General features: G+C 68.4%; 21 protein-coding genes and 1 other RNA gene. 7 read left to right on the forward strand and 15 right to left on the reverse strand.

From position 1 onward, the window contains the following. Positions 1-470: 470 nt before the first annotated feature. From rnpB to GGR16_RS14700, 3 genes are all read right to left on the reverse strand, one after another. Positions 471-870, reverse strand: an RNA gene (rnpB, locus tag GGR16_RS14690) — RNase P RNA component class A. 95 nt (positions 871-965) lie between these two features. Beyond that, on the reverse strand, positions 966-1,676 hold the full coding sequence (locus GGR16_RS14695; RefSeq protein ID WP_245258927.1) for a lytic transglycosylase domain-containing protein: 711 nt from the start codon (positions 1,674-1,676) through the stop codon (positions 966-968). Between the two features lie 124 nt (positions 1,677-1,800). After that, positions 1,801-2,361, reverse strand: coding sequence for a lytic transglycosylase domain-containing protein (locus GGR16_RS14700; protein WP_082312593.1), 561 nt, complete (start codon positions 2,359-2,361; stop codon positions 1,801-1,803). Between the two features lie 327 nt (positions 2,362-2,688). On the opposite strand from GGR16_RS14700, the gene GGR16_RS14705 reads away from it, so the two are divergent. The 3 genes from GGR16_RS14705 to GGR16_RS14715 all read left to right on the forward strand — a co-directional run bounded on the left by GGR16_RS14705 (position 2,689) and on the right by GGR16_RS14715 (position 4,686). Further along, entirely contained in the window at positions 2,689-2,958 is a 270-nt protein-coding gene (locus tag GGR16_RS14705) for a hypothetical protein (RefSeq protein ID WP_019403418.1), read from the forward strand. Between the two features lie 187 nt (positions 2,959-3,145). Next, positions 3,146-3,901 (forward strand): molecular chaperone DjiA, encoded by a 756-nt coding sequence (locus tag GGR16_RS14710; RefSeq protein ID WP_183317060.1) that lies wholly within the window; start codon positions 3,146-3,148, stop codon positions 3,899-3,901. Further along, complete coding sequence (locus tag GGR16_RS14715) at positions 3,898-4,686, forward strand: N-acetylmuramoyl-L-alanine amidase (RefSeq protein ID WP_019403420.1); 789 nt, start codon at positions 3,898-3,900, stop codon at positions 4,684-4,686. The genes GGR16_RS14710 and GGR16_RS14715 overlap by 4 nt, the downstream gene beginning before the upstream one ends. 192 nt (positions 4,687-4,878) lie before the next feature. Here the strand turns inward: GGR16_RS14715 and metH are convergent, their stop codons facing one another. From metH to GGR16_RS14735, 4 genes are all read right to left on the reverse strand, one after another. After that, a complete protein-coding gene (gene metH, locus GGR16_RS14720) occupies positions 4,879-8,622 on the reverse strand; it encodes a methionine synthase (RefSeq protein ID WP_183317061.1) in 3,744 nt (1,247 codons plus the stop codon). 22 nt (positions 8,623-8,644) lie between these two features. Further along, a complete protein-coding gene (metF, locus tag GGR16_RS14725) occupies positions 8,645-9,571 on the reverse strand; it encodes a methylenetetrahydrofolate reductase [NAD(P)H] (RefSeq protein WP_183317062.1) in 927 nt (308 codons plus the stop codon). After that, positions 9,571-10,584 (reverse strand): ArsR/SmtB family transcription factor, encoded by a 1,014-nt coding sequence (locus GGR16_RS14730; protein ID WP_183317063.1) that lies wholly within the window; start codon positions 10,582-10,584, stop codon positions 9,571-9,573. Before GGR16_RS14730 ends, metF begins: the two co-directional genes overlap by 1 nt. Before the next feature lie 345 nt (positions 10,585-10,929). After that, positions 10,930-11,349 carry a tautomerase family protein gene (locus GGR16_RS14735; RefSeq protein ID WP_183317064.1) on the reverse strand — a complete coding sequence of 140 codons (420 nt, stop codon included), beginning with the start codon at positions 11,347-11,349 and terminating at the stop codon, positions 10,930-10,932. 112 nt (positions 11,350-11,461) lie between these two features. Here GGR16_RS14735 and GGR16_RS14740 point away from each other — a divergent pair, with 112 nt between their 5' ends. Then, positions 11,462-12,310, forward strand: coding sequence for a LysR substrate-binding domain-containing protein (locus tag GGR16_RS14740; protein ID WP_183317065.1), 849 nt, complete (start codon positions 11,462-11,464; stop codon positions 12,308-12,310). Positions 12,311-12,315: 5 nt separating this feature from the next. Here the strand turns inward: GGR16_RS14740 and GGR16_RS14745 are convergent, their stop codons facing one another. Continuing rightward, positions 12,316-13,020, reverse strand: coding sequence for a B3/B4 domain-containing protein (locus GGR16_RS14745; protein ID WP_183317066.1), 705 nt, complete (start codon positions 13,018-13,020; stop codon positions 12,316-12,318). A gap of 90 nt (positions 13,021-13,110) precedes the next feature. Continuing rightward, a complete protein-coding gene (locus tag GGR16_RS14750) occupies positions 13,111-14,577 on the reverse strand; it encodes an AMP nucleosidase (protein ID WP_026015347.1) in 1,467 nt (488 codons plus the stop codon). 229 nt (positions 14,578-14,806) lie between these two features. Between GGR16_RS14750 and GGR16_RS14755 the strand changes: the two genes are divergently transcribed. After that, positions 14,807-15,688, forward strand: coding sequence for a GDSL-type esterase/lipase family protein (locus GGR16_RS14755; RefSeq protein ID WP_183317067.1), 882 nt, complete (start codon positions 14,807-14,809; stop codon positions 15,686-15,688). A gap of 310 nt (positions 15,689-15,998) precedes the next feature. Beyond that, positions 15,999-16,454, forward strand: coding sequence for an NUDIX hydrolase (locus GGR16_RS14760; protein ID WP_040405065.1), 456 nt, complete (start codon positions 15,999-16,001; stop codon positions 16,452-16,454). An 11-nt stretch (positions 16,455-16,465) separates the two neighbouring features. Here GGR16_RS14760 and GGR16_RS14765 read toward each other — a convergent pair whose 3' ends face one another. After that, positions 16,466-17,719, reverse strand: a complete 1,254-nt coding sequence (locus tag GGR16_RS14765) for a D-amino acid dehydrogenase (protein WP_183317068.1) — start codon at positions 17,717-17,719, stop codon at positions 16,466-16,468. Between the two features lie 165 nt (positions 17,720-17,884). Here GGR16_RS14765 and GGR16_RS14770 point away from each other — a divergent pair, with 165 nt between their 5' ends. Next, the gene (locus GGR16_RS14770; protein WP_019403431.1) at positions 17,885-18,340 is read left to right on the forward strand and encodes an Lrp/AsnC family transcriptional regulator; all 456 of its coding nucleotides are present in this window, start codon (positions 17,885-17,887) and stop codon (positions 18,338-18,340) included. Between the two features lie 12 nt (positions 18,341-18,352). On the opposite strand, the gene GGR16_RS26530 is transcribed toward GGR16_RS14770, so the two are convergent. The 5 genes from GGR16_RS26530 to GGR16_RS14795 form a co-directional block, all read right to left on the reverse strand. Continuing rightward, complete coding sequence (locus GGR16_RS26530) at positions 18,353-19,456, reverse strand: helix-turn-helix transcriptional regulator (RefSeq protein WP_183317069.1); 1,104 nt, start codon at positions 19,454-19,456, stop codon at positions 18,353-18,355. A gap of 247 nt (positions 19,457-19,703) precedes the next feature. After that, complete coding sequence (locus GGR16_RS14780; protein ID WP_183317070.1) at positions 19,704-21,041, reverse strand: HlyD family type I secretion periplasmic adaptor subunit; 1,338 nt, start codon at positions 21,039-21,041, stop codon at positions 19,704-19,706. Between the two features lie 24 nt (positions 21,042-21,065). Continuing rightward, positions 21,066-23,030 carry a type I secretion system permease/ATPase gene (locus tag GGR16_RS14785; protein ID WP_183317071.1) on the reverse strand — a complete coding sequence of 655 codons (1,965 nt, stop codon included), beginning with the start codon at positions 23,028-23,030 and terminating at the stop codon, positions 21,066-21,068. A 142-nt stretch (positions 23,031-23,172) separates the two neighbouring features. Next, a complete protein-coding gene (locus GGR16_RS14790) occupies positions 23,173-24,969 on the reverse strand; it encodes a hypothetical protein (RefSeq protein WP_183317072.1) in 1,797 nt (598 codons plus the stop codon). 87 nt (positions 24,970-25,056) lie between these two features. Beyond that, positions 25,057-26,340, reverse strand: coding sequence for a hypothetical protein (locus GGR16_RS14795; protein WP_183317073.1), 1,284 nt, complete (start codon positions 26,338-26,340; stop codon positions 25,057-25,059). Positions 26,341-26,510: the final 170 nt, after the last annotated feature.

Below are 26,510 nucleotides of genomic sequence, written 5' to 3' on the forward strand. Positions count from 1 at the left end.
CCGCACCCCACCCCGCCGCCACCGTTGAATCCGGCCGGCCGCGAGCCCCGCACCGCCTTGGCGCCGGCCCCGCGAAGCTCGAAACAGACGTCCAGCGACGGGATGATTTGGGATAGCATGGGAAATCATGGTCGTCAACGGAATCGGACACCCCGGCGGCAAGCGTCGAAGCAGCCACGATGACAGCGCGACATGGTTAACGAAGGGTTTCGGGAGCCCGGAAAGCACCGCCTGACACCGCGAATTTTCGCAATTGAGGCAACGGCTTCCGCCAGACAGGCGACAGGCGGCGGCAAAGCCGACATGCAAATGCCCGCGACAAGCGCGGGCATGACGAGGGGGAGCGGCGGCGCTCCAGCGCCCGTGCTCGTGCGTGCGGCCGGACGAGGCACGGCAATGCAAGCATGCGGCAGCAGATCGGACGCGGCCCATCCCGCCGTCCGATGCCGTTCATGAATCAGGAGAAAGAAAATGCCAGTCGGCCTGTAAGCCGGGTTCTGTATGGCCCGGGTCGCCCCGGACGTGACGGCCATTCATCTGGGACGGTCGTTGCCGACCGCCTCGAGCAACCAACCCGGACGACAGGCCTGGAAACCGGCCCGGACGCTTGCGCGCCCCCGTCGTCCCTATTCGGTTTTGCTCCCGGTGGGGTTTGCCGTGCCGCCGACGTTGCCGCCGGCGCGGTGCGCTCTTACCGCACCCTTTCACCCTTGCCCTTCTCCGCCGGGGCTTCGAAGGGCGGTTTGCTTTCTGTGGCACTGTCCCTGGGGTCGCCCCCGCCGGACGTTATCCGGCACCGTGTTTCCTGGGAGCCCGGACTTTCCTCCGCACATGGGTCGCCCCGCATGCGGCGGCCGTCCGGCCGACTGGCGCACCCGGCATATGGGATTGCGCCCGCCGGGGTCAAGCGTCACGCGCAAGACACCCGGCGGCGTGCATCAGGAGATCGAAGGAGCGGAGATCGATCAGGATTCCTGCGAGCCGAGGCTCGCGACGATCGTGCGCACCTTGGAGCAATAGGCGCGGTTCGCGCCGTTCATGCGCTTGGCGTAGTGGCCGCTCTGGTAGCGCATCACGGTGGTGCAGGTGTCGCCGCCCGACATCTGGTAGGCCTGGGCGAGGTACTTCACGGCATAGCGCAGGTTGGTGTCCGGATCGTAGAGCCCGGCCGCCGAACCGCCGTAGCCGAGACCGCGGGCGGTCTGGTGCTTGATCTGCATGAGGCCGTAGGCGCCACCGTTGTAGGCACGCGGATTGTAGCGGCTCTCGACACGCACGACCGCGTCGACGAGGGCGAACGGCAGGCCATGCTCCTTGGCGTGCTTGGCGATGAGGTCGCGGTAACGCTCGCGGGTCGAATGGACATAGCCCAGCGCGCGGCCGTTCTTGACCACCTTGCCGCGCTCGGCTTTGACCGGCGCCTTGTCCCGCGCAGCCACCTTGTCCCGCGCAGCTTCGGTCCGGGCGACCGCCGCCTCGTGCGAGCGCGCACGCGCCTTCACGGTCTTGCGGGCAGCCTCGCGGGAGGGCTCCGACGCGGTCTGGTCGATCTTGGTGATGTCGGCGCGCGGCTGGAACAATACCTCGTACTGGTCGGACTGATCGGCCAGAGCCGGCGTGGCGGAAACGATGAGGATGGAAGAAATGCCGAAAGCGGCGGAACGCAAACTCTTCAAAACGCGTACTCCTTGACCCTTACACACACAAAAGGACATCCCGTCCGGGGCTGGCGCCCCGGCCATGCTTCGCTCGGCACTGTTTCGGGATACGTCCGTTACCGGCTCGTCCTGCTGTTTCTCCTCAAGATCGAGCCGCCAACAGGGGCCTCACCTTGGCGCAATAGCGCCGCGCGGCAGCCGTCATCGACCGGGCGCGATGGCCGGCCTGATAACGGAGGATCGTGCCGCAGGTGTCCCCGCCCGCGAGGCGATAGGCCTCGGCGAGATAGCGAATTCCGAAGGTCAGATTGGTCTCGGGATCGAACAGACCCTCGCGCGAGCCGCTGTAGCCATAGGCCCGCGCCGTGGCGAAGCTGATCTGCGTCAGCCCCAGGTTGCCGCCGTTGCGCGCCTGCGGATTGTAGTTGCTCTCGAGCCGGACGACCGCGTCGGCGAGATCGGCCGGGACGCCCCGCTCGGCCGCGTGGCGGGCGATGAGGATCCGCACGCGGGACCGGTTGTCCGGCGCCGGAACGGTCCGCCCGGCCGCGCGCTCGCCGAGGCCCGCGGGGCGTGGAACCGGCATCGCCGCCGCCGCAACGGTCTCGCCCGCGGCCGATACCTTATCCCCGTCTCCCGTCTGGGCGCAGGCCGAGGCCGACACCGCCAGAGCGACGCAACAGACCGCCAGTCGTCCTACCATGATCGCCCCCATCCCCGAGGCAACAGCCATTGAATAGACGGAGGACTTCACCCAAGAATGAGGCACATATCGGGCGGCGGCAGGGAATTTGAATGTTAAAGTAAAAGATATACACTTTTTCTGAAGGAAAAATTGCCAAATACATGGATGTGATATACTATTATTTTCTATAACAAGAAATTATCAACAGGAAAGTCCGCGCACATGGAGCGACACAAAGAAACCGCCTTGTAGCGAGCAGAAATTGTCGTGGCAACAAGCCGCGCGTAGAATGGCAATCTCGGCCGCGCCGGATACCGGCCGGCCCAGTGGAACAGGAGCAATACCATGAAGCGTCATCTCAGGCAGGGCGCCGTACTTGGACTGGTTGCGCTCGGCCTTGCCGCCTGCAACACCCCGCAGGACCGGGCTGTCGGCGGCGCGCTGATCGGCGGTGCGGCCGGAGCCGCCATCGGCGGCGTAGCGACCGGTGACGTCGGCGGAGCGCTCGTCGGCGGCGCCATCGGTGCCGCCGGAGGTGCCGTGGTCGGCGCGGCCACTGCTCCGCGCTGCGACTACTATTACTATCGCGGCCGCCGCTATCGCGAGTGCTACTGAAGATCTGCGCGCGGCCGGACCGGCCGCGCGCACGCTCCCGGCCGCCTTTCCCGCCTTGCCAAGAACCCCCTGCCCCGCTAGCTCTCTCCTGCCTTGTCTGTTGAGGCCGGCGTCGCGCCGCCCCGGCGCGGAACAAGCGCGCGGGCGCAGCATCGGGGCAGCGGTGGCAGGGAAGCGGTCTCGACCCATGTGGGGCAAATTCGGCTGGGGCAAGCTCGGCGGCGCCGGCATCGGACTGGCCATCGGCGGCCCGCTCGGCGCTCTTCTCGGCGCACTTGCCGGCCATCTCCTCATCGATGACGCCAACGCCCTCTTCCGGCCGCCACCGCGGCAGGTCGTGTTCACGACCGGGCTCGTCGCGCTCGCCGCCAAGATGGCGAAGGCGGACGGCGTCGTCACGGGCTCCGAGATCCGCGCCTTCCATGCCATCATCGAAGCGCCGGCCGAGGAATTCGCCCAGATCGCACGCCTGTTCAACGTCGCCAAGGCGACCACGGCCGGCTTCGAGGCCTATGCCCGCCAGCTGGCCGCCCTCCTCGCCGACGAGCCGGCGCTGCTCGAGGACGTGCTCGACGGCCTCTTCCTCATCGCCGCGGCCGACGGCGCCCTGCACGAGCACGAACTCGCCTATCTCGCGACCGTCGCCCGCATCTTCGGCCTGAGCGAAGCGGACTTCGCGCGCATCGAGGCCCGTCACGTACACCGCACGGACGATCCCTATGTCATCCTCGGCGCGGACCGCGGCATGAGCGACGCGGAGCTGCGCCGTCTCTACCGCCGGCGCATCGCCGAGAGCCATCCCGACCGGGAGATCGCCCGCGGCCTGCCGCCCGAGGCCGTGCGCATCGCCACCGACCGCACTGCCGCCCTCAATGCCGCCTGGGACGAGATCGTGCGCCAGCGACGGATGAACGAGAAAGAGCCCGCAAAGGTCACGTCATGAGCGAGCAGCCCAAACCCGACAGCCCCGTCGCCGCCAAGGTCTTCCCCTCCCCGAACCACGGCGAGCGCTTGGGCGCGGACGGCATGCCGCGCCGTCCCGACATGCTGGTGCTGCACTACACCGGCATGCCGGACGCGGGCGAGGCGCTGCAGCGCCTGTGCAACCCCGCGGCCGAGGTCTCCGCGCATTATTTCGTCTTCGAGAACGGCCACGTGCTGCAGCTCGTGCCGGAGGGGCGCCGCGCCTGGCATGCGGGCAAGGCCTCATGGGCCGGCGAGCGCGACATCAACTCGGCCTCGATCGGCATCGAGATCGCCAACCCGGGCCATGACGGTGGCCTTCCGCCCTATCCCGCGGCGCAGATCGCCGCCGTCATCGCGCTCAGCCGTGACATCGTCTCCCGTTGGTCGATCCCGGCCGACCGCGTCCTCGGCCATTCCGACGTCGCGCCTGAGCGCAAGCTGGATCCTGGTGAACTTTTCCCCTGGGAGGAGCTCAACCGCGCCGGCATCGGCCATTTCGTGCGCCCGGCACCGGTGCGCGGCGGGCGCTTCCTCAGCCCCGGCGAGAGCGGCCAGCCGGTCGAGGCGCTGCAGGCGATGCTCGCCATGTACGGCTACGACATCGCGCTCACCGGCCGCTACGACGAGGCGACCACCGCCGTCGTCGCCGCCTTCCAGCGCCATTTCCGCCCCGAGCGCATCGACGGCATCGCCGATGCATCGACCATCACCACCCTGCGCGACCTCATCGCCGGCCGGCCGGCGGCAACCGTGATCGTGTGAGTGGGCATGCGAAATAGCTGCCGCTAGCACGAGACCCAAACGGCGTTGGTGCTTCCAGGCTGCCCCTTTCCGTCGTCATGGCCGGGCTCGTCCCGGCCATCCACGCCTTTGAGGTTGCTCGACATGTCAAGGCGTGGATGCCCGCGACAAGCGCGGGCATGACGGCGAGGAGCGATGCTTCTGGTCTGCTGATTACTCCGCCGCCTGGCGCGCGTAGGTCGCCGGGTCGTAGTTGAGGATGGGGGCGAGCCAGCGCTCCACCTCGGCGATCTCCATGCCCTTGCGCAGGGCATAGTCCTCCATCTGGTCGCGCTCCACCTTGGCGACGCCGAAGTAGAAGGCGTCCGGATGGGCGATGTAGAGCCCGGAGACGGACGAGCCCGGCCACATGGCGAAGCTCTCGGTGAGCTTCACGCCGATGCGCCGCTCCGCCTCGAGCAGGCGGAAGAGCGTGTCCTTCTCCGTATGGTCCGGCTGGGCCGGATAGCCCGGCGCCGGGCGGATGCCGGCATATTCCTCCCGGATCAGCGCGTCGTTGTCGAGCGCCTCGTCCGGGGCATAGGCCCAGAACTCCTTGCGCACGCGCTGGTGCATGCGCTCGGCGAAGGCCTCGGCGATGCGGTCGGCGAGCGCCTTGACCATGATGGAGGCATAGTCGTCGTTGGCGCGCTCGAAGCGCCGGGCGATGCGCTCCTCCTCGATGCCCGCCGTCACCACGAAGCCGCCGACATAATCGGGCTTCACCCCCTCGGGTGCCACGAAATCGGCGAGCGCCACATTGGGCCGCCCGTCACGCCGCGTGAGCTGCTGGCGCAACGTGAAGAAGGTGGCGAGCTTCTCCTGCCGGCTCTCGCCCGTATAAAGCGCGATGTCGTCGCCGACCGCGTTCGCCGGCCAGAAGCCGATGACGGCCTTCGGGTTGAACCAGCGCTCCTCGACGATGCGCTTCAGCATCGCCTGCGCATCCTCGTAGAGCTGGCGCGCCGCCGCGCCCTGCTCCTCGTCCTCGAGGATCGCCGGGAAGCGGCCCTTCAGCTCCCAGGTCTGGAAGAAGGGCGTCCAGTCGATGCAGCGGACGAGTTCCCCGACGTCGTAGGAGCGGAACACGCGCGTGCCGAGGAAGGTCGGCTTCGGTGGCGTGTAGCCCGCCCAGTCGATCTTGACCGCATTGGCGCGGGCCTTCTCCAGCGGCACGCGCTGCTTGTCGGCCTCGCTGCGCGCATGGGCACTGGCGACCTTGGCATATTCGCCGCGCACCGTCTCGATATAGGGGCCGCGTTGCTCCGACGACAGGAGGGCCGAGACGACGCCGACGGCGCGGCTCGCGTCATTGACGTGCACCGCCTGCCCACGGGCATAGTTGGGGTGGATCTTCACCGCCGTGTGCACGCGGCTGGTCGTCGCGCCGCCGATGAGGAGCGGGATGTCGAAGCCCTCGCGCTCCATCTCCGAGGCGACGAAGCACATCTCGTCGAGCGACGGCGTGATGAGGCCGGAGAGGCCGATGATGTCGACCTTCTCCTTGCGCGCGGTGTCGAGGATCTTCTGGGCCGGCACCATGACGCCGAGGTCGATGACCTCATAGTTGTTGCACTGCAGGACCACGCCGACGATGTTCTTGCCGATGTCGTGCACGTCGCCCTTCACCGTCGCCATCAGCACCTTGCCGGCGGCGGGCCGGTCGGTGATGCCCTCGGCCTCCTTCTCCTGTTCCATGTAGGGCATGAGATAGGCGACCGCCTGCTTCATGACGCGGGCGGACTTCACCACCTGCGGCAGGAACATCTTGCCCGCGCCGAAGAGGTCGCCGACGACGTTCATGCCGGCCATCAACGGGCCTTCGATGACGTGCAGCGGCCGCGCGGCGGCAAGGCGCGCCTCCTCGACGTCCTCCTCGATATAGTCCGTGATGCCGTTGACGAGCGCGTGCTCCAGCCGCTTGTCGACCGGCCAGGTGCGCCAGGTGAGGTCCTGCTCCCTGGCTTGCTTGCCCTTGCCCTTGAAGTTCTCGGCGAGCGCCAGCAGCCGCTCGGTCGCGTCCTTGCGGCGGTTGAGGACGACGTCCTCGCAGGCCTCGCGCAGCTCCGGCTCGATCTCGTCATAGACGGCGAGCTGGCCGGCGTTGACGATGCCCATGTCCATCCCCACCCCGATGGCGTGGTAGAGGAAGACCGCGTGCATCGCCTCGCGCACCGGCTCGTTGCCGCGGAAGGAGAAGGAGAGGTTCGAGACGCCTCCGGAGACATGCGCGTGCGGCAGGCTCTCGCGGATGCGGCGCGTGGCGTTGATGAAATCGACGCCGTAGTTGTCGTGCTCCTCGATGCCCGTCGCCACGGCGAAGACGTTGGGATCGAAGATGATGTCCTCGGGCCGGAAGCCGACCTTCTCGGTCAGCAGCTTGTAGGCGCGCGTCGAGATCGCGACCTTGCGGTCTTCCGTATCGGCCTGCCCCGTCTCGTCGAAGGCCATGACGACGACCGCGGCGCCGAAGGCGCGGCAGATGCGTGCCTCGGCGAGGAACTTCTCCTCGCCCTCCTTGAGCGAGATGGAATTGACGATGGCCTTGCCCTGCACGCATTTGAGCCCGGCCTCGATCACCTCGAACTTCGAGGAATCGATCATCACCGGCACGCGGGCGATGTCGGGCTCGGCTGCGATGAGATTGAGGAACTCGACCATGGCCTTCTGGCTGTCGAGCAGGCCCTCGTCCATATTGACGTCGATGACCTGCGCGCCGTTCGCCACCTGGTCGCGCGCAACGTCCAGCGCCGCGGCGTAGTCGCCGGCCGTGATCAGCTTGCGGAACCGGGCCGAGCCGGTGACGTTGGTGCGCTCGCCGACATTGACGAAGGGAATGTCGGGCGTGAGCACGAAGGGCTCGAGCCCGGCGAGACGCATGCGCGGCGCGATCTCGGGGATGGCACGCGGGGCCTTGCCGTCGACCGCCTCGGCAATCGCCCGGATATGCGCCGGCGTCGAGCCGCAGCAGCCGCCGACGAGGTTGACGAGGCCGGCCTCGGCGAATTCCGCGATCATCGCCGCCATCGCTTCCGGGCTCTCGTCGTAGAGGCCGAATTCGTTGGGCAGGCCGGCGTTCGGATAGGCGCAGACGAAGGTGTCCGCGACCTTGCCGATTTCCTGGATGTGGGCGCGCATCTCGCGCGCGCCGAGGGCACAGTTGAGGCCGACCGAGAAGGGCTCGGCATGGCGCACCGAATACCAGAAGGCCTCCGGCGTCTGGCCCGAGAGCGTGCGGCCCGAGAGGTCCGTGATCGTGCCCGAGATCATGACGGGCAGGTCGACGCCCTTCTCGGCGAAGACACGCTTGGCGGCGACGATCGCCGCCTTGGCGTTGAGCGTGTCGAAGATCGTCTCGATGAGGATGATGTCCGAGCCGCCGTCGACGAGGCCCCGCACCTGCTCGGCATAGGCGTCGCACACCTCGTCGAAGGTCACGGCGCGGAAGCCCGGGTTGTTGACGTCGGGCGAGATGGAGAGCGTGCGGTTGGTCGGCCCCACGGCACCGGCGACGAAGCGGCGCCGTCCGTCCTCCGCCTCGGCGATGCGGGCCGCCGCGCGGGCGAGGCGCGCGCCCTCGACGTTGAGCTCATAGACGATCGCCTCCAGCGCGTAGTCCGCCTGCGCGATCGAGGTACCGGAGAAGGTGTTCGTCTCGACGATGTCGGCCCCGGCGCGGAAATAGGCGAGGTGCACGTCGCGCACCGCGTCCGGCTGGGTGAGGATGAGGAGGTCGTTGTTGCCCCGCAGCTCCCGGTTGTGACTGCGGAAGCGGTCGCCGCGAAAGTCCTCCTCCGAGAACTTGTAGGCCTGCAGCTCGGTGCCCATGGCCCCGTCGAGCACGAGGATGCGCTGGCGTGCGGCTTCGGTGAGGGCCCTGCGCACCTCGGCGCCGTCGGCGGGGCGAACGTCTGTCATGTCAAAACGACCTTTGAATGGGTTACGCCACCGCCGCGGCGGCCACGGGCTCGGCCACCGCCGTTCCGGCCCTGAGGCCGAGCAGGTGGCAGATGGCATAGACGAGGTCGGCGCGGTTCATCGTGTAGAAGTGCAGGTCCGTCACGCCGCGGTCGACGAGGTCGATGACCTGCTCGGCCGCGACCGCCGCCGCGATGAGGCGCCGCGTCTCCACGTCCTGGTCGAGGCCGTCGAAGCGGCCCGCGAGCCAGGCCGGGATGCTCGCCCCCGCCCGCGCGGCGAAATTGGCCGCCTGCTTGAAGTTCTGCACCGGCAGGATGCCCGGCACGATGGGAATGTCGATGCCGCGCGCCCGGACCTTGTCGAGGTAGCGGAAATAGACGTCGTTATCGAAGAAGAACTGGGTGATGGCGCGCGTCGCGCCTGCATCCACCTTGCGCTTCAGAAGCTCGATGTCGGCGTCGATGGAGACGCTCTCCGGGTGCTTTTCCGGATAGGCCGAGACGGAGACCTCGAAATCGGCGACGGCGCGGATGCCGGCGACGAGCTCGGGCGAGCCGTCATAGCCGCCGGGATGCGGCGTATAGGCGGCGCCGATGCCCTCGGCCGGGTCGCCGCGCAGGGCCACGATGTGGCGGACGCCCGCCGCCCAATAGGCGCGGACGACCTCGTCCACCTCCGCGCGGGTCGCCGAGACGCAGGTGAGATGCGCGGCCGGCGCGAGCGGCGTCTCCTCGACGAGGCGCTTCACCGTGCTGTGCGTGCGCTCGCGCGTCGAGCCGCCGGCCCCGTAGGTGACGGAGACGAAATGGGGCCCGAGCGGCGCCAGCCGCTCGATGGAGGCCCACAGCGTCGCCTCCATCTCCGGCGTCTTCGGCGGGAAGAATTCGAAGGAGACGCGCACCGGGCACGCGCCGCGACGACTGGGGCGGAAGGGAGCGTGCGACATCAGGCGACCTCTTTCTCGGGTGCTTGCAAGGGCCAGTCCGTGACGACGCGCCTGTCGCGCGCCAACCACAGGCAGACGGTGAGCTTGTCGGCGTCGCTGCGCGGCGGCTTCAATTCGCGCGTCGCCATGAGATCGAGTCCCGCTTCGGCGAACCACTGGGCGATCTGCTCATGGGCGAAGCCGAGGCGGCGGTGGGCGTGCTCGGCGCGCAGGAACTCGAGTTCGTGCGGCGCGAAATCGACCACGAGCAGGCGCCCGCCCGGCGCCAGCACCGCCGCCGCCTCGCGGATGGCCCGCGCGGGATCGTCGAGGTAGTGCAGCACCTGGTGCACGAGCACGAGGTCGAAGGCGTTGCGCTCGACCGGCAGGGCATAGATGTCACCCTGGCGCAGCTCGATGCCGGAGAGCCCGGCCCGCTCGATATTGGCCCGGGCCACCGACAGCATGGCATGATTGGCATCGACGGCGACCGCCCGGCGGGCGAGCGGCGCGACGAGCTGCAGCATGCGCCCGGTGCCGGTGCCGAGGTCGAGGAAAGCGTTGAGCGGCTTCTCGCCGATGGCCTCGCGCACCGCCTCCTCCACCGCCTCTTCCGAGACGTGCAGCGAGCGGATGCGGTCCCAGTCCGCGGCAAGACGCGCGAAGAAGGCCTGCGCGCTCTCGGCGCGCGCCTTGCGCACCGCGGCGAGCCGCGCCCGGTCGGCGGCGAGCTGCTGGTCGTCGTGATCGAGGCTTTCCAGAACCGCCCGGATCGCCGCCGCGGCCCCGTTGCGGTGATCGAGGCGAAAGAAGGCCCAGGCCCCCTCGCGATGGCGCTCGACGAGCCCCGCCTCGGTGAGCAGCTTCAGATGCCGCGAGATGCGCGGCTGCGACTGGCCGAGGATGTCGGTGAGATCGGAAACGTTGAGCTCGCCATCCGCGAGCAGCGCCAGGATGCGCAGGCGCGTCTCCTCCGCCGCGGCCTTGAGCCCGGCGAGCAACGTCGTGAATGGCAGTGACAGCGGCTGGCGCATCGCTCTCGTCCGTCAGATATAAACATATGTTTATATGAAGCTGAGAGAGATGCAAGACCGAACACGGTTCGGCACAGACAAGACGCATACGGGCAGCAAGCATGAGGGCGGCCGCGATCCTCCCCCGCACCGGGGGAGGTGGCACCGCGAAGCGGTGACGGAGGGGGCCGCACGGCTGAGATTGTGAACACCGTTCCCGGCCCTCACCCCACCCGTCTCGGTCCTGCGGACCGATCCACCCTCCCCTGCAGGGGAGGGATCAATAGCGCTCTTTCACGTGCGATAGCCCTTCCCTTCCAGGATACGGGCATCAGCCCGGTTGCCCTCGGCGCCATCCCGGCCCCTTCACGCCGGCACCGGCGCCTTCATCCTCGCCGCCATCGCCCGCTCGTCCTGCGTGCGGCCGCCGTAGCCGTAGGCGAAGCCGCGCGCCTCCATCACATGGACGTAGCTTTCCTCGTGCAGCGGCCCGAGCAGGCGGCCCATGGCGGCGAAGGTCGCGGCGATGAATTCCGCCGTCTCCGCGCGCGTGTTCGTGCCCTCCGTGATGCGGATGGACAGCCAGAAGCTCGCAAGCCCGCTCTCGGCGAGCGCATGGCCGCCGCAGAACCAGTCCTCCGCCGCGATCTCCTCCACCACCACCGCGGTGACGGCGGGGGACTTGCCCAGAATGTCGGCCGCAAGGGCGCTCGCCGTCCCTGCAATCTCGCGCCTGGCGACGCGGCGCCCCGGCGCCGCGGCAAACTTCACCTCGATGATCGGCATGGTTCGTCTCCTGCATTTTCGGATGCAGCAGGCTACCGCGGCGGCATAGATTGAAAAATCGCATCATCAGAGATAACAATGATTGCGAAATGAAATGACTCGCGGAATCACCATGGCGGCTCTCGACATCGACGCCGTTGAGGCCTTCGTTCTCACGGCCGATCTGCGCAGCTTCACCCGCGCGGCCGAAGTGCTGGGCACCACGCAATCGGTCGTGAGCCTGAAACTGCGCCGGCTGGAGGAGCGCCTCGGCCGACGCCTGCTGGAGCGCACGCCCCGTCTCGTCCGCCTCTCGCCCGAGGGTGCGGCCTTCCTGCAGCCGGCGCGCGACCTGCTCGCCGCCCACGAACGCGCCCTCGCCTGCGAGGCACCGCAGGAGCGGCGCCTCGTGCTCGGCATCAGCGACCATGTCGCCGGGCCCGACCTGCCCCGCCTCCTCGCCCGCCTCGGCGCGAGCGACCCGGCTCTGCGCATCGAGATCCGCTCGGGCTTCTCGCGGCCGCTGCTCGAGGCCTTCGACGCGGGCGAGGTCGATGCCGCGATCGTGCGGCGCGAGGCGGACCGGCGCGACGGCGAGGCGCTGTTCACCGATGATTTCGGCTGGTTCGCCGCCGAAAGCCTCGCGGGCAGCGCGCCGGTGGAGCCCCTGCCGCTCGCCTCGCTGGCGCCGCCCTGCGGCGTGCGGGGGCATGCGTTGCGCCTGCTCGATGCGGCCGGGATCGCCTGGACCGAGGCCTTCGTCGGCAGCGGCATCGCCGCCGTCACCGCGGCCGTCGAGGCCGGCCTCGCCGTCGCGCCGCTCGCCCGTCGCATCGCGCCGCCCGGCGCCGTCGACATCGGGCCGGACTGGGGCCTGCCGGCCTTTCCCTCCTCACCCGTCGTGCTGCACAGCCGGGCAAGCGATCCACGCACGCGCACGGCCCTGCGCACCCTCGCCGCGGCTTTTCGCGCGCGCCGTTGACGGGATCAGAGCGTCACCACCGGCGTCGCATGGTCGGCGATGGCGACGCGGCAATGGCCGCCGCAATGGGCGGCGACGAGGGCGACGAAATCGGCGACCGCCGCCTCGAGGTCGCCGACGCCGTTCGCCTGGATGGTGGTGACGGTGCGCGTGGTGTTGGGATCGATGCCGGTGCGTGCATCCTGCCGCCAGTTCCAGCGCCGGCACAGCACGTGGCGGGCATCGGCATAGACCACCTCGCCGGGCTTCGGCGGGTCCTCCGGATCCGCATCGGGGGCGGCCGCCATATCGCGAAAGCTGTCGCCCTCGCGGGCGTAGCGGAAGGCGAGCGGCGGGGCGACCTTGTCACGGTCGTCCGCCCCGCAGCAGAAGACGTGGGTCAGCGACACGACGTTGTAGAGGTCGACGAAGCTGTTGACGACGGGCAGCCGTTCACCGGCGGTGACGCGCTTGACGAGCCGCTCGACCGAGGAGCGGTAGCTCGTCTTCTTGATGCCGAAGCCCTTGTAGGCCTCGCGCCAGGCGGCGATGCCCGGCACCTGCGACAGTTCGCGCTGGCCCCAGCGCTGCCGGCACTCGGCCTCGCGCTCGGCGATGAGCGCATCGAGGGCGGGCGGGCGCGCACCGGTGATCGCAAGATCGTCGACCGCCACCACCGCCACGCGGAATTTCGGAAAAGCCGCTGTGATGTCGGCGATCGACAGTTGCATGGGAGGCCTCGCTGCTGGTCGGGGCCGCGAGCCTGCACCAATTGCCGCAGCCGATGCCATGCCGGTGGCGCATCGCGGGTCTGCGCGGGATCAGCGGAAGGGGGGTTCGTCGAAGCTGCGCAGCTTGCGTGAATGCAGCTGCGCCCGCTGGCTGCGCAGGAGGTCGAGCGCCTTGAGGCCGATCTCGAGATGCTCCCCCACCGCCCGCTCGTAGAAGGCGTTGGCCGCGCCGGGCAGCTTGATCTCGCCGTGCAGCGGCTTGTCGGAGACGCAGAGCAGGGTGCCGTAGGGCACGCGCAGGCGATAGCCCTGGGCGGCGATGGTGCCGCTCTCCATGTCCACCGCGATGGCGCGCGAGAGGTTGATGACCCGCCGCTCCTGCGACCAGCGCAGCTCCCAGTTGCGGTCGTCGTTGGTGAGGACGGTGCCGGTGCGCAGGCGCCGCTTCAGCGCCTCGCCCTTGTCGCCGGTCACGATGGCCGCCGCCTCCTGCAGGGCGACCTGCACCTCGGCGAGCGCCGGGATCGGCACATGCGTCGGCACCGCCTCGTCGAGGATGCGGTCCTGCCTGAGATAGGCGTGGGCGAGCACGTAGTCGCCGATCATCTGCGACTGGCGCAGGCCGCCGCAGTGGCCGATCATCAGCCAGCAGTGCGGGCGCAGCACGGCGAGATGGTCGGTGATGTTCTTGGCGTTAGCCGGTCCGACGCCGATGTTGACGAGGGTCACGCCATGGCCGTCGCGCGCCACGAGGTGATAGGCCGGCATCTGGAAGCGGTGCCAGGCGACGCCGGTGACGCGCGCGATGGCCTCGTCCTCCGCGAGCCCGCGCGGGATGACGACATTGCCCGGCAGCACCAGACGCTCATAGCGGTCGTCGTCGTTGAGCCGCGCCAGTGCCCAGCGCACGAACTGGTCGACGTAGCGGTGATAGTTGGTGAGCAGCACCCAGGGCTGGATGAGGCGCCAGTCGGTCCCGGTGTAGTGCACGAGCCGCCTGAGCGAGAAATCGACGCGGACCGCATCGAAGAGGGCGAGCGGGCGCGCCCTGCCCTCCTCGACCTCCCACAGTCCGTCGGCGATCTCGTCACCGACCGCGGCCAGCATGGGCGTCGGGAAGAAGCGCGCGAGCTCGGCCGCGCTCACGCCCTGCCCCGCGAGTTCGTCCCCCCGGTCGACGATATAGGGATAGGGAATGTCGAGCCCGCTGACGCCCACCTCCACGCGGGCGTCGAAATCCTGCATCAGGAGGCCGAGTTGCTCGACGAGATAAGGCCGGAAGGCCTCGGGCTGCGTCACCGTCGTCGAATAGACGCCCGGGCCCTGGAACTTGGCATAGGCGCGCGCCGAGACCGGCATGACGCCCTCCGGGCGATAGGTCACGCGCACTTCGGGATAGCGGAAGGTGGCCCGCTCGGCCGGCGTCGGCGGCTTGTGCTCCTTCAGATAGCGCTCGAGCGCGCCGCGCAGGGACTGGCAGGCCGCCCCATGCAGTGCCGCGAGCCGATCGACCGCTTCGCTCGCGCTCGCGACCTGCTCGAACCCGCCTGCCTTCATCACGTTCACGCGCCGTCTCCCTTGGCCCGCGGTCTCGGCCCGTAGCGGGCCCTCTGATCAAGGTGGCGCTTGCGCAACCACTCGTCCAGCCGGGCGGCCGCATTTGCCAAAACCGGGCATCTTTTGCCGACCTCGCCGCCGTGCTATTTGAGAGCATATCTGTAGCGGCGCGTCGCGCCGAGGGGGGCGTATCATCTTGCACAATGTGTTGCGACTGACGTCGGCAGCAGTGCGTCGTGCGCCTGGCCGCCTGGGGTGCATCCTTCTCGCCGCGGCCGGGCTTCTCCTGTCGCCCGCCGCGCCACGCGCGCAGGAGAATGTCCGGATCCCCTCCCCTGCGGCGGCAGCGGACGCCGGCCCGGGCTGCGCCGCCCATCAGCCGATGCTGAAGGTCAACGACACGCTGGAGCGGACGGCCGAGCGCATCGCGACCGGGGCTCCGCTCACCATCCTCGCCATCGGCTCCTCGACGACGGCCGGCGTCGGCGCATCCGCTCCGGGCGCCGGCTACCCGCTGCAGCTCGAACGGCTCGTCGAAGCCGCCCTGCCGGGCATCGAGGTGCGCATGCACGTGTCGGGCGTCGGCGGCGAGACGGCGGCGCAGACGCTCGTTCGCCTCGAGCAGCAGCTCGCCATCGTGCAGCCGGACCTCGTGCTCTGGCAGGTCGGAACCAATGACGCCCTTGCCGACGTGCACGAGGATGCCTTCCGGGAGCTGATCGAGCGCGGCGTCACGAGCGTTCTCGCCACCGGCGCCGACCTTGTCCTGATCGACCAGCAGTTCTACCCCACCATCTCGCGGCCGGCGCGCTACGAACGCTTCGTGTCCATCGTCGACGACGTCGGCACGCGCATGAAGGCCTGCGTCTTCTCCCGCTACGGGCTCATGAAGACCTGGGCCCTCCATGCGCCGGGCGGCCTGCGCCCGATGCTGGCGGCAGACGGCTTCCACATGAGTGACCGGGGCTATGCCTGCCTCGCCGGCAGCCTCGCCCGGGAGATCATGGACGCCGCCCGCACGCCGGACGTCGCGGCGGCGACCCACACCCGGCTGGTCCCGTCGCCCGCCCCCCAGATCGTCCTGACGGCCGGCGGGGCGAGCGGCTTCTGAAGCTCTCCTGAAGCTTTTTTACGGAACAAGTCGGCGCTCGAATTGTTAGCCGGTTATGGTATATTCGATTCGTTCGGTTTTCGTTTCGCTTCCGCAGCAAACTTGCGGCAGGCGCGAGCGTGGCAGCCGTAGCCGACATGACAGTCCGCACAAAGGGGCGTATGACTGTTATGGCGCTGCCATAAGCGCCGCTTGCTCCCGCCGCTTCGATTGAGCAGCGCCCCTTCGCGAAGGGGCGGCGTTTTCGTTTTGCGGAGTGGCGGAAACCGGGCAGGCCCGTTAAGACCAGCGAGGTTCACAACAAAAAACGATGTATCAGGAGCCCATGGGCAAGTCCCGCCGCAAGCAGTTCGGTGCCATCCCGGTGCGTTTCACCCCGGAGGGCCAGCTCGAGATCATGCTGATCACCTCGCGCCAGACGCGCCGCTGGATCGTGCCCAAGGGATGGCCGATGAAGGGCCTCGACGGCCATGACACGGCGGCACGCGAGGCCTTTGAGGAGGCGGGCGTGGCCGGCTCCATCGCAGCCCACCCCATCGGCTCCTATGTCTATGCCAAGCGGTTGAAGCGCAACGCGACCGTCGACTGCGAGGTCGAGCTCTTCCCGCTGACGGTCGAGAAGGAGCGCCGCCGCTGGCCGGAGATGGACGAGCGCGAACGGCGCTGGTTCTCTCCCGACGAGGCGGCACAGCTCGTCGACGAGGAAGATCTCGCCAGCATCATCGAGAAGTTGCCCGACACCTTGGGCTCCGGCCAGCCCGGCTGACGCCGGCTCGCTCAGCTGTAGCGGCTCATGGCAAGGTCCGCCGTCTCGATCTCGGCCTTGCGCCCTCCGACGATGTCGGCGATGACGCGGCCGGAGCCGCAGGCCATCGTCCAGCCCAGCGTACCGTGACCCGTGTTGAGATAGAGGTTGGACAGGCGCGTCGGCCCGATCACCGGCGTGCCGTCCGGCGTCATGGGCCTCAGGCCGCACCAGAAGCTCGCCTTCGTCAGATCGCCCCCGTCCGGGAACAGGTCGCCGACGGAATGATCGAGCGTCGCGCGCCGGGCCGGCCGCAGCGTCATGTCATAGCCGCAGACCTCCGCCGTGCCGCCGACGCGGATGCGGTCGCCGAGGCGGGTGATCGCCACCTTGTAGGTCTCGTCCATCACCGTCGACACCGGTGCGGCCGCCTCGTCGACGACCGGCGCGGTGATCGAATAGCCCTTCACCGGATAGACCGGGATCGACAGGCCGAGCGGGCGCAGCAGCAGCGGCGAAAAGCTGCCCAGCGCCAGGACATAGGCATCGGCCGTGAGGAAGCCCGCATCGGTCGACGCGCCGGCGAGCCGCCCGCCCTCCACCGACAGGGCCTTGATGTTGACGCCCTGGCGGAAGACCACGCCCATGTCGGCGCACAACGCCGCGAGCTTCTGCGTGAACAGGTGGCAATCGCCCGTCTCGTCGTCGGGCAGGCGGAACCCGCCGACGAACTTCTCGCGCACCCTCGCAAGGGCCGGCTCGGCCCGGATGCAGCCCTCGACGTCCAGCACCTCGTAGGGCACGCCTGACTCGGCGAGGATGGCCGCATCCTTCGCCGTCGCCTCCAGCTGCGCCGCCTCGCGGAAGAGCTGCAAGGTGCCGCGGCTGCGCTCGTCATAGGCGATGCCCGTCTCGGCGCGCAGGGCCCGCAGCAGGTCGCGGCTGTATTCGGCGAGCCGCACCATGCGGGCTTTGTTGACCGCGTAGCGCGCGCTCGTGCAGTTGGCGAGCATCTGCGCCATCCAGACCCACATCGCGGGATCGAGCCGCGGCCGCACGACGAGCGGCCCATGCTTCATCAGGAGCCACTTGACCGCCTTGACCGGCACGCCGGGCCCGGCCCACGGCGCGGAATAGCCGGGCGAGACCTCGCCGGCATTGGCATAGCTCGTCTCGAGCGCAGGCGCCGGCTGCCGGTCGACGACCGTGACCTCATGCCCAGCCTTGGCGAGGTAATACGCGCTGGCGACGCCGATCACGCCGCTGCCGAGAACGAGCACCTTCACGACATTCCTCCGCTCACCGGATCAGCCCCGCCGCATCATCGGCAGGCGATGCCTCAGGCGCAGGATACACGCAATGATCCCCTCATTTCCTTGCATGATATCGAACTATATGCGAATATTAGCCGGATCATTGCAAATTATGTTCATGTTTTAGAGGAAAATTGCATGCGCGAGCTTGATGCGACAGACCTGCGCATGGTGCGCCTCCTGCGTCAGGACGGCCGGATGAGCAATGCCAAGCTCGCCACCGAGGTGGGCCTGTCGCAGTCGGCCTGCCTGCGGCGCCTGCACAACCTCGAGGAAAGCGGCGTCATCCGCGGCTATGCTGCCATCGTCGACGAGGGGCCGCGCAGCGACGCGACGGTGGTCATCGTGCAGATATCGCTCGAGCGTCAGACCGAGGAGTTCCTCCGCCGTTTCGAGGCCGCGGTGCGCAAGTGTCCCGAGGTGCAGGAGTGCTACCTGATGACCGGCCTCGCCGATTACCACCTGCGCGTCTCGGCCAAGGATGCCGCCGACTACGAGCGCATCCATACGGACGTCCTGTCGCGGCTACCCGGGGTCGCGCGCATCCAGTCGGCCTTCGCCATCCGCAGCGTCGTCCGTGCCGCCCGCCCGTGAGGGGACGGCCGGCTACAGTACGCGGGCCAGCTTCCAGGCCAGTTCGACCTGGCTCGAGGTGCCGGTCTTCTTGAACAGGTTGTGCAGGTGCACGCGCGCCGTATTCGCCGTGATGCCCATCATCGCGGCGATCTCGTTCAGCCGCAGGCCGGAGCAGAAGAGCTCGGCAAAGCGCGATTCCTTGTCCGACAGCGAGAACAGGCAGGCGAGTTCCTCGTGATTGGCGCGCAGCCGGCTCTTCAGGTCGATGATGAAGACATAGGCGGTGCCCATGCCGGTGCCCTCGCCACGCCCGCACGGCGCGATCTTGAGCGCGAAGCGGCATTCTCCGTCGGCGTTGGGAACGGCGATGACCCGCGAAGGGGGCGTGGCGCCCGCGAGGGCGGCCTTGGCCATCTCGCTGACGGTGGCCGCGAGCGTGCGGTCCACGACCGAGCGCAGGGCCCGCAGACGGCCGCCGCGGCCCTCGATGCCGCAGCCGGCGACGATCGCCGCCCGCGCCCGTTGGTTGGCGAAGAGGATGAAGCCCTCCTCGTCGACCACCACGTAGCCCCAGGGCACGCACCGGTCGACGACCGCGGCGCTCATGAAGGCGCCCGGCGGGCGCGGCGGCAGCGCCTGCTCCCGCAAGGTGTCGGCGATCCCCTGGAGCAGTGCCCCGAAGGCGCGGCGCTCCTGCTCGAGGACGATGAGGTCCTGCCGCGCCGGCAGCAACACCGAGGCGAGGGCGAAAGCCGTCGGATCGGGGGCGATCCGCATGGTGCCGGTCAGGAGGCGCCCGTCGAGAAACCGCTCCAGGATGACCAGCGGCCCGTCCGACGGGGTGCTCAGCAGGGAGGATTCCCTGACGCCGACATCGCTCGCCACCGGCTGAAGCAGGGCCTGGCAGTGGCTCGCGATCGCGCTCGCCTCGGGCCCTGCCACGTGCAACGGGGCCGCCGTGCGGCTCGCCGCGTTGAGCTGCGCGGCGATGCTGCTCCGCGCACCCGAGAGGCGACAGAACACGTCGACCATGCTGGTGACGATCTCGCGCCCGCGCTTCATGCCGCGCGCGGCCGACGGCTGCGGCAGTGCCGCCATGCCCTCCGGCAGCGTCCCGGCCGATCTTCGCTCCACGGCCTCCCGGCCGCCTCTTGAAGTCTGGCTTGAATGCATCGACGCCCCCGTTTTGGTGTTTACTGACGTTCACCTTCAACAGGACAAAATTACCCCCGCCCCAACCCGAGAACGGCGACGAGCATCAGGGAAATTACATTAAATAGAAAATTTTCGCAATATTTTTGATTAAAATTCTCCAAATGCGAAACGTTCATGTGCTCGCCAATACCTGCGCGTGTAACGGTGCTTTTTCGACCGCCGCCCCCTAGCGCTCCCGGAAGGCCCTTGCGAAACTGTCGGTCAGCGGCCGCAGCAGATAGGCGAAGAACGTCCGCTCGCCGGTCTTGATGAAGACCTCCGCCGGCATGCCCGGCGTCGGCCGGAACTTCGGCAGCTCGGACGCCGCCGCCTTGTCGAGGGAGATCCGGGCGATATAGGCGCTGCTGTGGGTCGTGCCGCGCTGCTCATCCGGCAGCGCATCGGCCGAGACGTAGACGACTTCGCCCGGGATCATCGGCGTGATGCGCTGGTTCAACGCGGTGAGCCGCACCAGGGCCGTCTGGCCGCTGTGCAGGCTGTCGATGTCCTGCGGGCGCACGCGTGCCTCGATGATGAGCTCGTCGTTGGCCGGCAGGAGCTCGAGGATGTCCTTGCCGGGCGCAACGACGCCGCCGGCGGTATGGAACATGAGCTTGACGACGATGCCCTTCACCGGCGCCTCGATCGTCACGCGCTCGCTGACCCCTTCGGCCATCCGCGTCCGCTCGCGCACGTCGTCGAGCTCGCTCTGGGTGTTCCGCAACTGCTCGGTCGCCGACTGGATGAGCTGGGAGCGCACGTGCGAGATCTTCTGCTGCTCGCGGCTGATGCGCTCGCGCGCGTCGCTGATGCCGGCCGTGAGCTGGCCGATCTGGCCCTCGAGGCCCGCCTGCGCGCGTTCGAGCGCCAGCACGTCCGGCTTGCGGACGTAGCCCTTCTTCAGGAGCTCGCGCTTGCCCTCCAGCTCCTGCGCCACGAGGCCGAGCTGCACCTGGACCGCGCGAAGCTGCGCCCGCCCGCCGTTGATGTTCTCGCGCAACGCGGCGATGCCCTGTTCGAGGATGGCGACCTCGCTCGTCACCCGCTCCCGCCGTGCCTTGAACTCGATCTTCTGGCCCTCGAGGATGGCCGCGACCTCCGGATCGGCGGCGCGGGCGAGCAGATCGGGATCGAACTGCAGCTCCTGCGCGCCGGCGACCTCGGCCTCCAGCCGCGCCTGGATGGCGAGCAGGCGGTCGTGCCGGAGGGTGAGGCGCCGCAGGTTGGCCTTGGCGTCGGTGTCGTCGAGCAGCACCAGCGGCTGCCCGGCTTCCACGATGTCGCCCTCCCGCACCATGATCTTCGAGATGATGCCGCCCTCGAGGTGCTGGATGATCTTGTTCTGGCCCGTGGCGACGAAGGTGCCGGACGCGACCACCGCCCCGTCGATGGGCGCGACGCTCGCCCAGACGCCGAAGCCGAAGACCCCGAAGACGAGGACCAGCGAGCCGAGCAGCAGCGGCCAGCGCGTGGCGCGCGGCACGTCCTCGCACCACTCCTCACCGGTGATGATCGCATGGGGCATCGTTTCCTCCCGAATGTCCCCGGCCTATGCCTGCGGCTGCGCCGGCACGCCCGGTGCCCGGGCGGCGGCGAGCGCCTCGTCCTGCGTCTGCGCCATGAGGCGCGGCAGGATCTGGTCGCGCTCGCCGAAGGCCGCCACCTGCCCCTCGCGCAGGATCAGGATCTTGCTGACGCTCTGCAGGACCGCAGGCCGCTGCGTGACGAGCACGACCGTGATGCCCTGGCGCCTGGCGCGGGCGAGCGCCGCTGCGAGTGCGCGCTCGCCCATGGTGTCGAGATTGGCGTTGGGCTCGTCGAGCACGATGAGCCGCGGCTCGCCGAAGAAGGCCCGGGCCAGCGCGATCTGCTGCTTCTGTCCACCCGAGAGCGGGCTGCCGTCCACCGCGATCTCCGTCTCGTAGCCGTCCTGGAACCCGGAGATCATCTCGTGCACGCCGGCGAGGGCGGCCGCCTTGGCGATCTCCTCGTCGGTGGCGTCTTCCCGCATGCGGGCGATATTGGCCTTGATCGTGCCGGGGAAGAGCTCGATGTCCTGCGGCAGGTAGCCGATGCTCTCGCCGAGCTGGCGCCGGTCCCAGTTGCGCAGGTCCATGAAATCGAGGCGCACGCTGCCGGCCGTGGGCGCGATGCAGCCGACGAGCATGCGCGCCAGGGTCGACTTGCCGCCGCCCGAGGGGCCGATGACGGCGAGCGAATCCCCCGCCTCGAGCGTGAAGGAGACGCCGTTGAGCACCGTGCGCCGCGTGCCGGGCGGGATGTAGAGCAGTTTGTCCGCTTGCACCCGCCCTTCCGGCTTCGGCAGCAGCATGCGCTCGGTGTCGTTCGCCGGCATGTCGAGGAGCGAGCGGACGCGCCGGTAGGCAGACTTCGCCTGCACGAAGCCGCGCCAGCCGTCGATGGCGCCCTCGATCGGCGCCAGAGCGCGGCTGGCGATGAGTGAGGCGGCGATCATCATGCCGCCGGTGACGCTGCCCTGCACGGCGAGATAGGCGCCCCAGCCGAGGATGCCGATCTGCGTCACGAGCCGCACGTAGCGCGACACGCTGGCGAGATAGATGTTGCGGTCGTTGGCGTGGACCTGCGCCTTCATGGAAGCCGCATTCTCCCGCCCCCACAGCAGGATCGCCTCCTCCAGCATGCCCATCGCGCCGATGACCTGGGCGTTGCGCGCCTGGGCCGAGGCCTGGATGTTGGCGCGCATGGCGAAATTGCCTGCAACGCCATATTCCTTCGCCGTCATGCGCTCGTTGAGCACGGCGATGCCGAAGAGCACCACGCCCGCGCCGGTCGCGATGATGCCGAGCGCCGGATGGATGAGGAAGACGGCGAGGAAGTAGAGGGGCGCCATCGGCGCATCGAACATCACGAGCATCACCGGCCCGTTGATGAAGGAGCGCACCTGCTGCAGATCACGCAGGGCCTGGATGTCGCGCGTCGCCCCGACATCGGCCGAGCGCAGCGCGGCGGACATCACGGGAGCGCCGAGCAGGCTCTCGAGCTGCACGGCGATGCGCGTCAGGACGAAGCGGCGCAGGGCGTCGAGCAGGACGAGCAGGGTCAGCGCGCCGACGGCAATGATCGACAGCATGGCGAGCGTGTCGATGCTGCGGCTCGTCAGGACACGATCCGACAGCTGGAACAGATAGAGCGGCACCGTCAGCATCAGGATGTTGATGACGACGGAGAAGGCGCCGACCTGCAGGATGCCGCGGCTGCATGCGCGCAGGCCGTTGCGGATGACGTCGGCCCGCGGCTGGTAGGCACGCCGGCTGGTGCTCTTGCCCGTGCCTGCGCCGCCTCCCTTGCCGCCGGCAGGGGGGGTCGGCGCGATGATCTGGTCGCGCGCCTGTTGCCGGCCGGCAAGATCGACCGGCGGCGGCGCCTTCTGCGGGGAGGCGCCGGCATCGGGTGCGGCCTTGCGGGCCGTGGCGGCAGCGCCCGGACGCTCCGTCGTGAAGACCGGCGGCCAGGTGGCCCGCGGCAGCCGCAAGGCTTCTCCCCCGGATGGTCGCGGCATGTCGCCGAGATTCCGTGGACGCCCGGCAGCGGCGCCAGAGGCCGTCGTATCATCACGCGTCGGATCTCGCATCTGCCGCCTCCCGGCTTCGTCTGATGCCGTGTCGCGTTGCTGGTCAGCCCGTCAGCGTGTGTAGCGCGTCGCCGCTCGCCGCCGCTGGTGCGTGGGCGAGCGCCTCCGTCAGTTCGTCGTGAGCCATCTGTTCGACGGCGCCAGCGACCTGGGTCACCACATTGGCGTCTCCGTCGAAGAGCACGTTCTGCTGCACGATGACGTTGAACTCGGTGTAGTTGCCGGCCACGACCTGGGCGCCGAAGCCGCCGTTGTCGTCGATGATGACGGCGTGGTTGACGGTCGTGTTGCTGCCGGATCCGGCGAACTGGTCGAAGTCGAAGGCGCCGAAGCCGTCGCCGGACAGGTTGTGCGCGCCGCTCGCCGTGGCATCGACGACGTTGCTGTCGCTGTCGTCGATGATGTTCACCTGCACGATGAGATTGATGTCGTGGTAGTCGCCGTCGACGAAGAGCACGTTGATCGGCTTGCCGTCGGCGTCGACGAGTTGCACGGCATAGGCGCCGCCGGCGAAGGGATTGGCCAGGAAGTCGAGCCACGCGGCCACGTCGTCGCAGGCGCCCTCCCCCTCCTCGAAGCCGAACCGCGCCATGTTGATCTGGACGTTGCCGCCACTGGAAACGAACTGGCCGGAGACGGCCGCGGCAATCCCCTCGGGTCCGAGCAGGGCGATAAGCGCATTGACGTCGCCGTCGAACAGGATCGACGACTGGACCGCGATGAAATGCTCGCTGTAGATGCCGCCGATCAGTTGCAACCCGCCGCCGCTGTTGGTGTCGACGATGGCGGCCTCGTTGACCTGCAGATTGCCGCCGCTCGACAGCACCTGCTGCGAGGCCTCGCCATCGCCGATCACCGCCTGCACGAAAGCCTGGTTGAGATCGCGGTCGATGATCAGGTTGAACTGCAGGATGATGTTGTATTCGTAATAATTGCCGCTCACGACGATGAGGTCGTAGCCGTCGCTGCCGGACACCAGCACGGCCTCGTTGCTCAGGCTGTTGCCCCCGCTCGTCGTCTGCTGGGTCACTGTCCCGACGCTGTCGGGCCCCGCTTCGGCCATGGAAAGGCGCGCCGCCTGCACGTTGGCGTCGCGGTCGACGAGGCCGTTGAACTGCAGAACGGCCGTCTGCGACAGCGCACCGCCGAGATGGCTGTCGACGGAGAACCCCTGCAGAAATTGCTGGCTGCTCAGCGTCTCGAACAGCTCGCCGATCGGCCCGAACGTCGACAGGTTGCCGCTCGCGGCATTGTCGACCGTGCCGGGCACGTCGATGACGACTTCGTTGATCTGGACGTTCTGGCCGCTCTTCACCACCTGCTGCGCCTCCGCGTCCGTGAGGTCGGGCAGGTCGGGCCGGCTGCTCAGCGTATCAGCATCCTCTTCGGCATCCACCGGCGCGGCGGTGCCGTGGGCCACGAGCGCCTTGTGAGGTGTGGCGGGCGTTGGGGACGGCGCCAGCGAACCCGCGCCATGGTTGCCGCCGACCGCGCCACCGACGCCGACGTCGCCGGCATCGCCGCCCTGCACCGCCGCCTGAGCGGTGAGGCTCCCGGCGCCGACATGGATATCGAGCCACGAATGCGGCAGATCGACCGTCCCGGCAAGAAGATGGAGGCCGCCCAGGAACGCCGGCTCGACCGGAAGGCTGCTCACCCTCGCGGCATCGAGCTCGCCGATGCGGGCGGCGAAGACGGGATCGGGGCCGAGCTGCACCACCTCCGGCTCCTCGCCGTCGGCGCGCACATAGGCGAGGGACACGCTCGGCTGCTCCCCCTCGTGCGCGACAGGCACCCTGAGATAGTTCCACAGCAACTCGGTAATGCGATCGACCGGCATCGTCCCGTCCCTTCCGCTGGCGCCGGCAGTGCGGGCCCGGCTGGCCTGCCGGGTCCGCACCCCGTCCGCATCCGTCGGTTCGTCGGACTACGCGTCGTCGATCGCGCTCGTGTTGCTCTGGCCGTTGCCGCCGCTGACGATATCCTGGTCGAAGCCGGCGAAGTTGAAGGCGAACGACTGCGAGACACTGGCAGCGTTGGTGTTGCTGTCGTTGTCCATGAGGTAATTGGCCTGGGTGACACTGTAGCTGTCGTTGTTGTTGCCGAAGCCGCCGAAGCCGGTGTCACCGATCCAGGACGTGTTGCTCTGGCCGTTGCCGCCACTGTCGATGCTCTGGTCGATCGCGGCGACATTGCCGAAGCCGAGCTGAGCCACCACGCCGACATTCGTGTTGATGTCGTTGTCGAACATGATGTTCTGCTGGCCGACGTTGAACTCGTCATTGTTGCTGCCGGCGCCGAAGCCGAGGCCAAAGTCGCTGATGTCGGACGTGTTCGACTGCCCATTGCCGCCACTGACGATGCTCTGGCCCACGCCTGCGACATTCCCGAACCCGGCCTGCTGGATGGTGGTCAGGTTCATGTTCTGGTCGTTGTCGTAGAGGCCGTTGAACTGGCTGACCTCATAGCTGTCGTTGTCGCTGAAGGCCCCGAAGCCGAGGCTGAAGTCGGAGATATTGGAGGTGTTGGACTGGCCGTTGCCGCCGCTCGAGATGCTCTGTCCCACCCCGGCGATGTTGAGGCCGCCGAACTGGGAGATGCCCACGCCGTTGGCATTGGCATCGTTGTCGAACATGTTGTTGGACTGGCCGATCAAATAGCTGTCGTTGCCGTTGCCGAGGCCGAACGAGAAGCCGGTGTCGCCGATCCAGGTGGTGTTGCTCTGGCCGTTGCCACCACTGTCGATGCTCTGTCCGACGCCGGCGAAGTTCAGCCCGCCGATCTGGGCGATGTTGCCGACCTGCATGTTCTCGTCGGTGTCGGCCATGCCGTTGAACTGGTCGACGCGATAGTCGTCGTTGTTGTTGAACCAGCCGCCGGCGAAGCCACCGTCCTCAATGGCGGACGTGTTGGACTGTCCGTTGCCCCCGCTCGTCGTGGTCTGCGACAGGCCGCCGAAATTGAACAGCCCGGCCTGGTTGAGAGTGCCGACATTGGCATTGGCGTCGCTGTCGAGCATCTCGTTGCCCTGGTCGACGGAATAATAGTCGTTTCCGTTGAACCAGCCGCCGGCGCCGCCGGTGTCGGTGATCCAGGACGTGTTGCTCTGCCCGTTGCCGCCGCTGCTGATGCCCTGAGCGGCCCCGCCGAAATTGAAGAAGCCGACCTGGTTCGCCGTGCCGACGTTCATGTTGAAGTCGGAATCGTTCAAGCCGTTACTTTGGTCGACTTCAAAGGTGTCATTGTCGTTCAGGGGCATATCGTCTCTCCCTCGCAGAATAGAAACGCAGAACACTTCTCTATGGAAACGAGACAGGTGCGATCATTGAGCGTCGACGAATGGCACCATGGTTGTCGAACCCCGCAGGATTCAACCAAGCC

Source organism: Chelatococcus caeni, from assembly GCF_014196925.1.
GTDB lineage: Bacteria > Pseudomonadota > Alphaproteobacteria > Rhizobiales > Beijerinckiaceae > Chelatococcus_A > Chelatococcus_A caeni.

Excerpts from the sequence above, each read along its gene's own strand:
- GGR16_RS14700 (WP_082312593.1), bottom strand. The coding sequence starts at position 2,361 with ATGGTAGGACGACTGGCGGTCTGTTGCGTCGCTCTGGCGGTGTCGGCC.
- GGR16_RS14705 (WP_019403418.1), top strand. The coding sequence starts at position 2,689 with ATGAAGCGTCATCTCAGGCAGGGCGCCGTACTTGGACTGGTTGCGCTC.
- GGR16_RS14710 (WP_183317060.1), top strand. The coding sequence starts at position 3,146 with ATGTGGGGCAAATTCGGCTGGGGCAAGCTCGGCGGCGCCGGCATCGGA.
- GGR16_RS14715 (WP_019403420.1), top strand. The coding sequence starts at position 3,898 with ATGAGCGAGCAGCCCAAACCCGACAGCCCCGTCGCCGCCAAGGTCTTC.
- metH (WP_183317061.1), bottom strand. The coding sequence starts at position 8,622 with ATGACAGACGTTCGCCCCGCCGACGGCGCCGAGGTGCGCAGGGCCCTC.
- metF (WP_183317062.1), bottom strand. The coding sequence starts at position 9,571 with ATGTCGCACGCTCCCTTCCGCCCCAGTCGTCGCGGCGCGTGCCCGGTG.
- GGR16_RS14730 (WP_183317063.1), bottom strand. The coding sequence starts at position 10,584 with ATGCGCCAGCCGCTGTCACTGCCATTCACGACGTTGCTCGCCGGGCTC.
- GGR16_RS14735 (WP_183317064.1), bottom strand. The coding sequence starts at position 11,349 with ATGCCGATCATCGAGGTGAAGTTTGCCGCGGCGCCGGGGCGCCGCGTC.
- GGR16_RS14740 (WP_183317065.1), top strand. The coding sequence starts at position 11,462 with ATGGCGGCTCTCGACATCGACGCCGTTGAGGCCTTCGTTCTCACGGCC.
- GGR16_RS14745 (WP_183317066.1), bottom strand. The coding sequence starts at position 13,020 with ATGCAACTGTCGATCGCCGACATCACAGCGGCTTTTCCGAAATTCCGC.
- GGR16_RS14750 (WP_026015347.1), bottom strand. The coding sequence starts at position 14,577 with ATGAAGGCAGGCGGGTTCGAGCAGGTCGCGAGCGCGAGCGAAGCGGTC.
- GGR16_RS14760 (WP_040405065.1), top strand. The coding sequence starts at position 15,999 with ATGTATCAGGAGCCCATGGGCAAGTCCCGCCGCAAGCAGTTCGGTGCC.
- GGR16_RS14770 (WP_019403431.1), top strand. The coding sequence starts at position 17,885 with ATGCGCGAGCTTGATGCGACAGACCTGCGCATGGTGCGCCTCCTGCGT.
- GGR16_RS14780 (WP_183317070.1), bottom strand. The coding sequence starts at position 21,041 with ATGCCCCATGCGATCATCACCGGTGAGGAGTGGTGCGAGGACGTGCCG.
- GGR16_RS14790 (WP_183317072.1), bottom strand. The coding sequence starts at position 24,969 with ATGCCGGTCGATCGCATTACCGAGTTGCTGTGGAACTATCTCAGGGTG.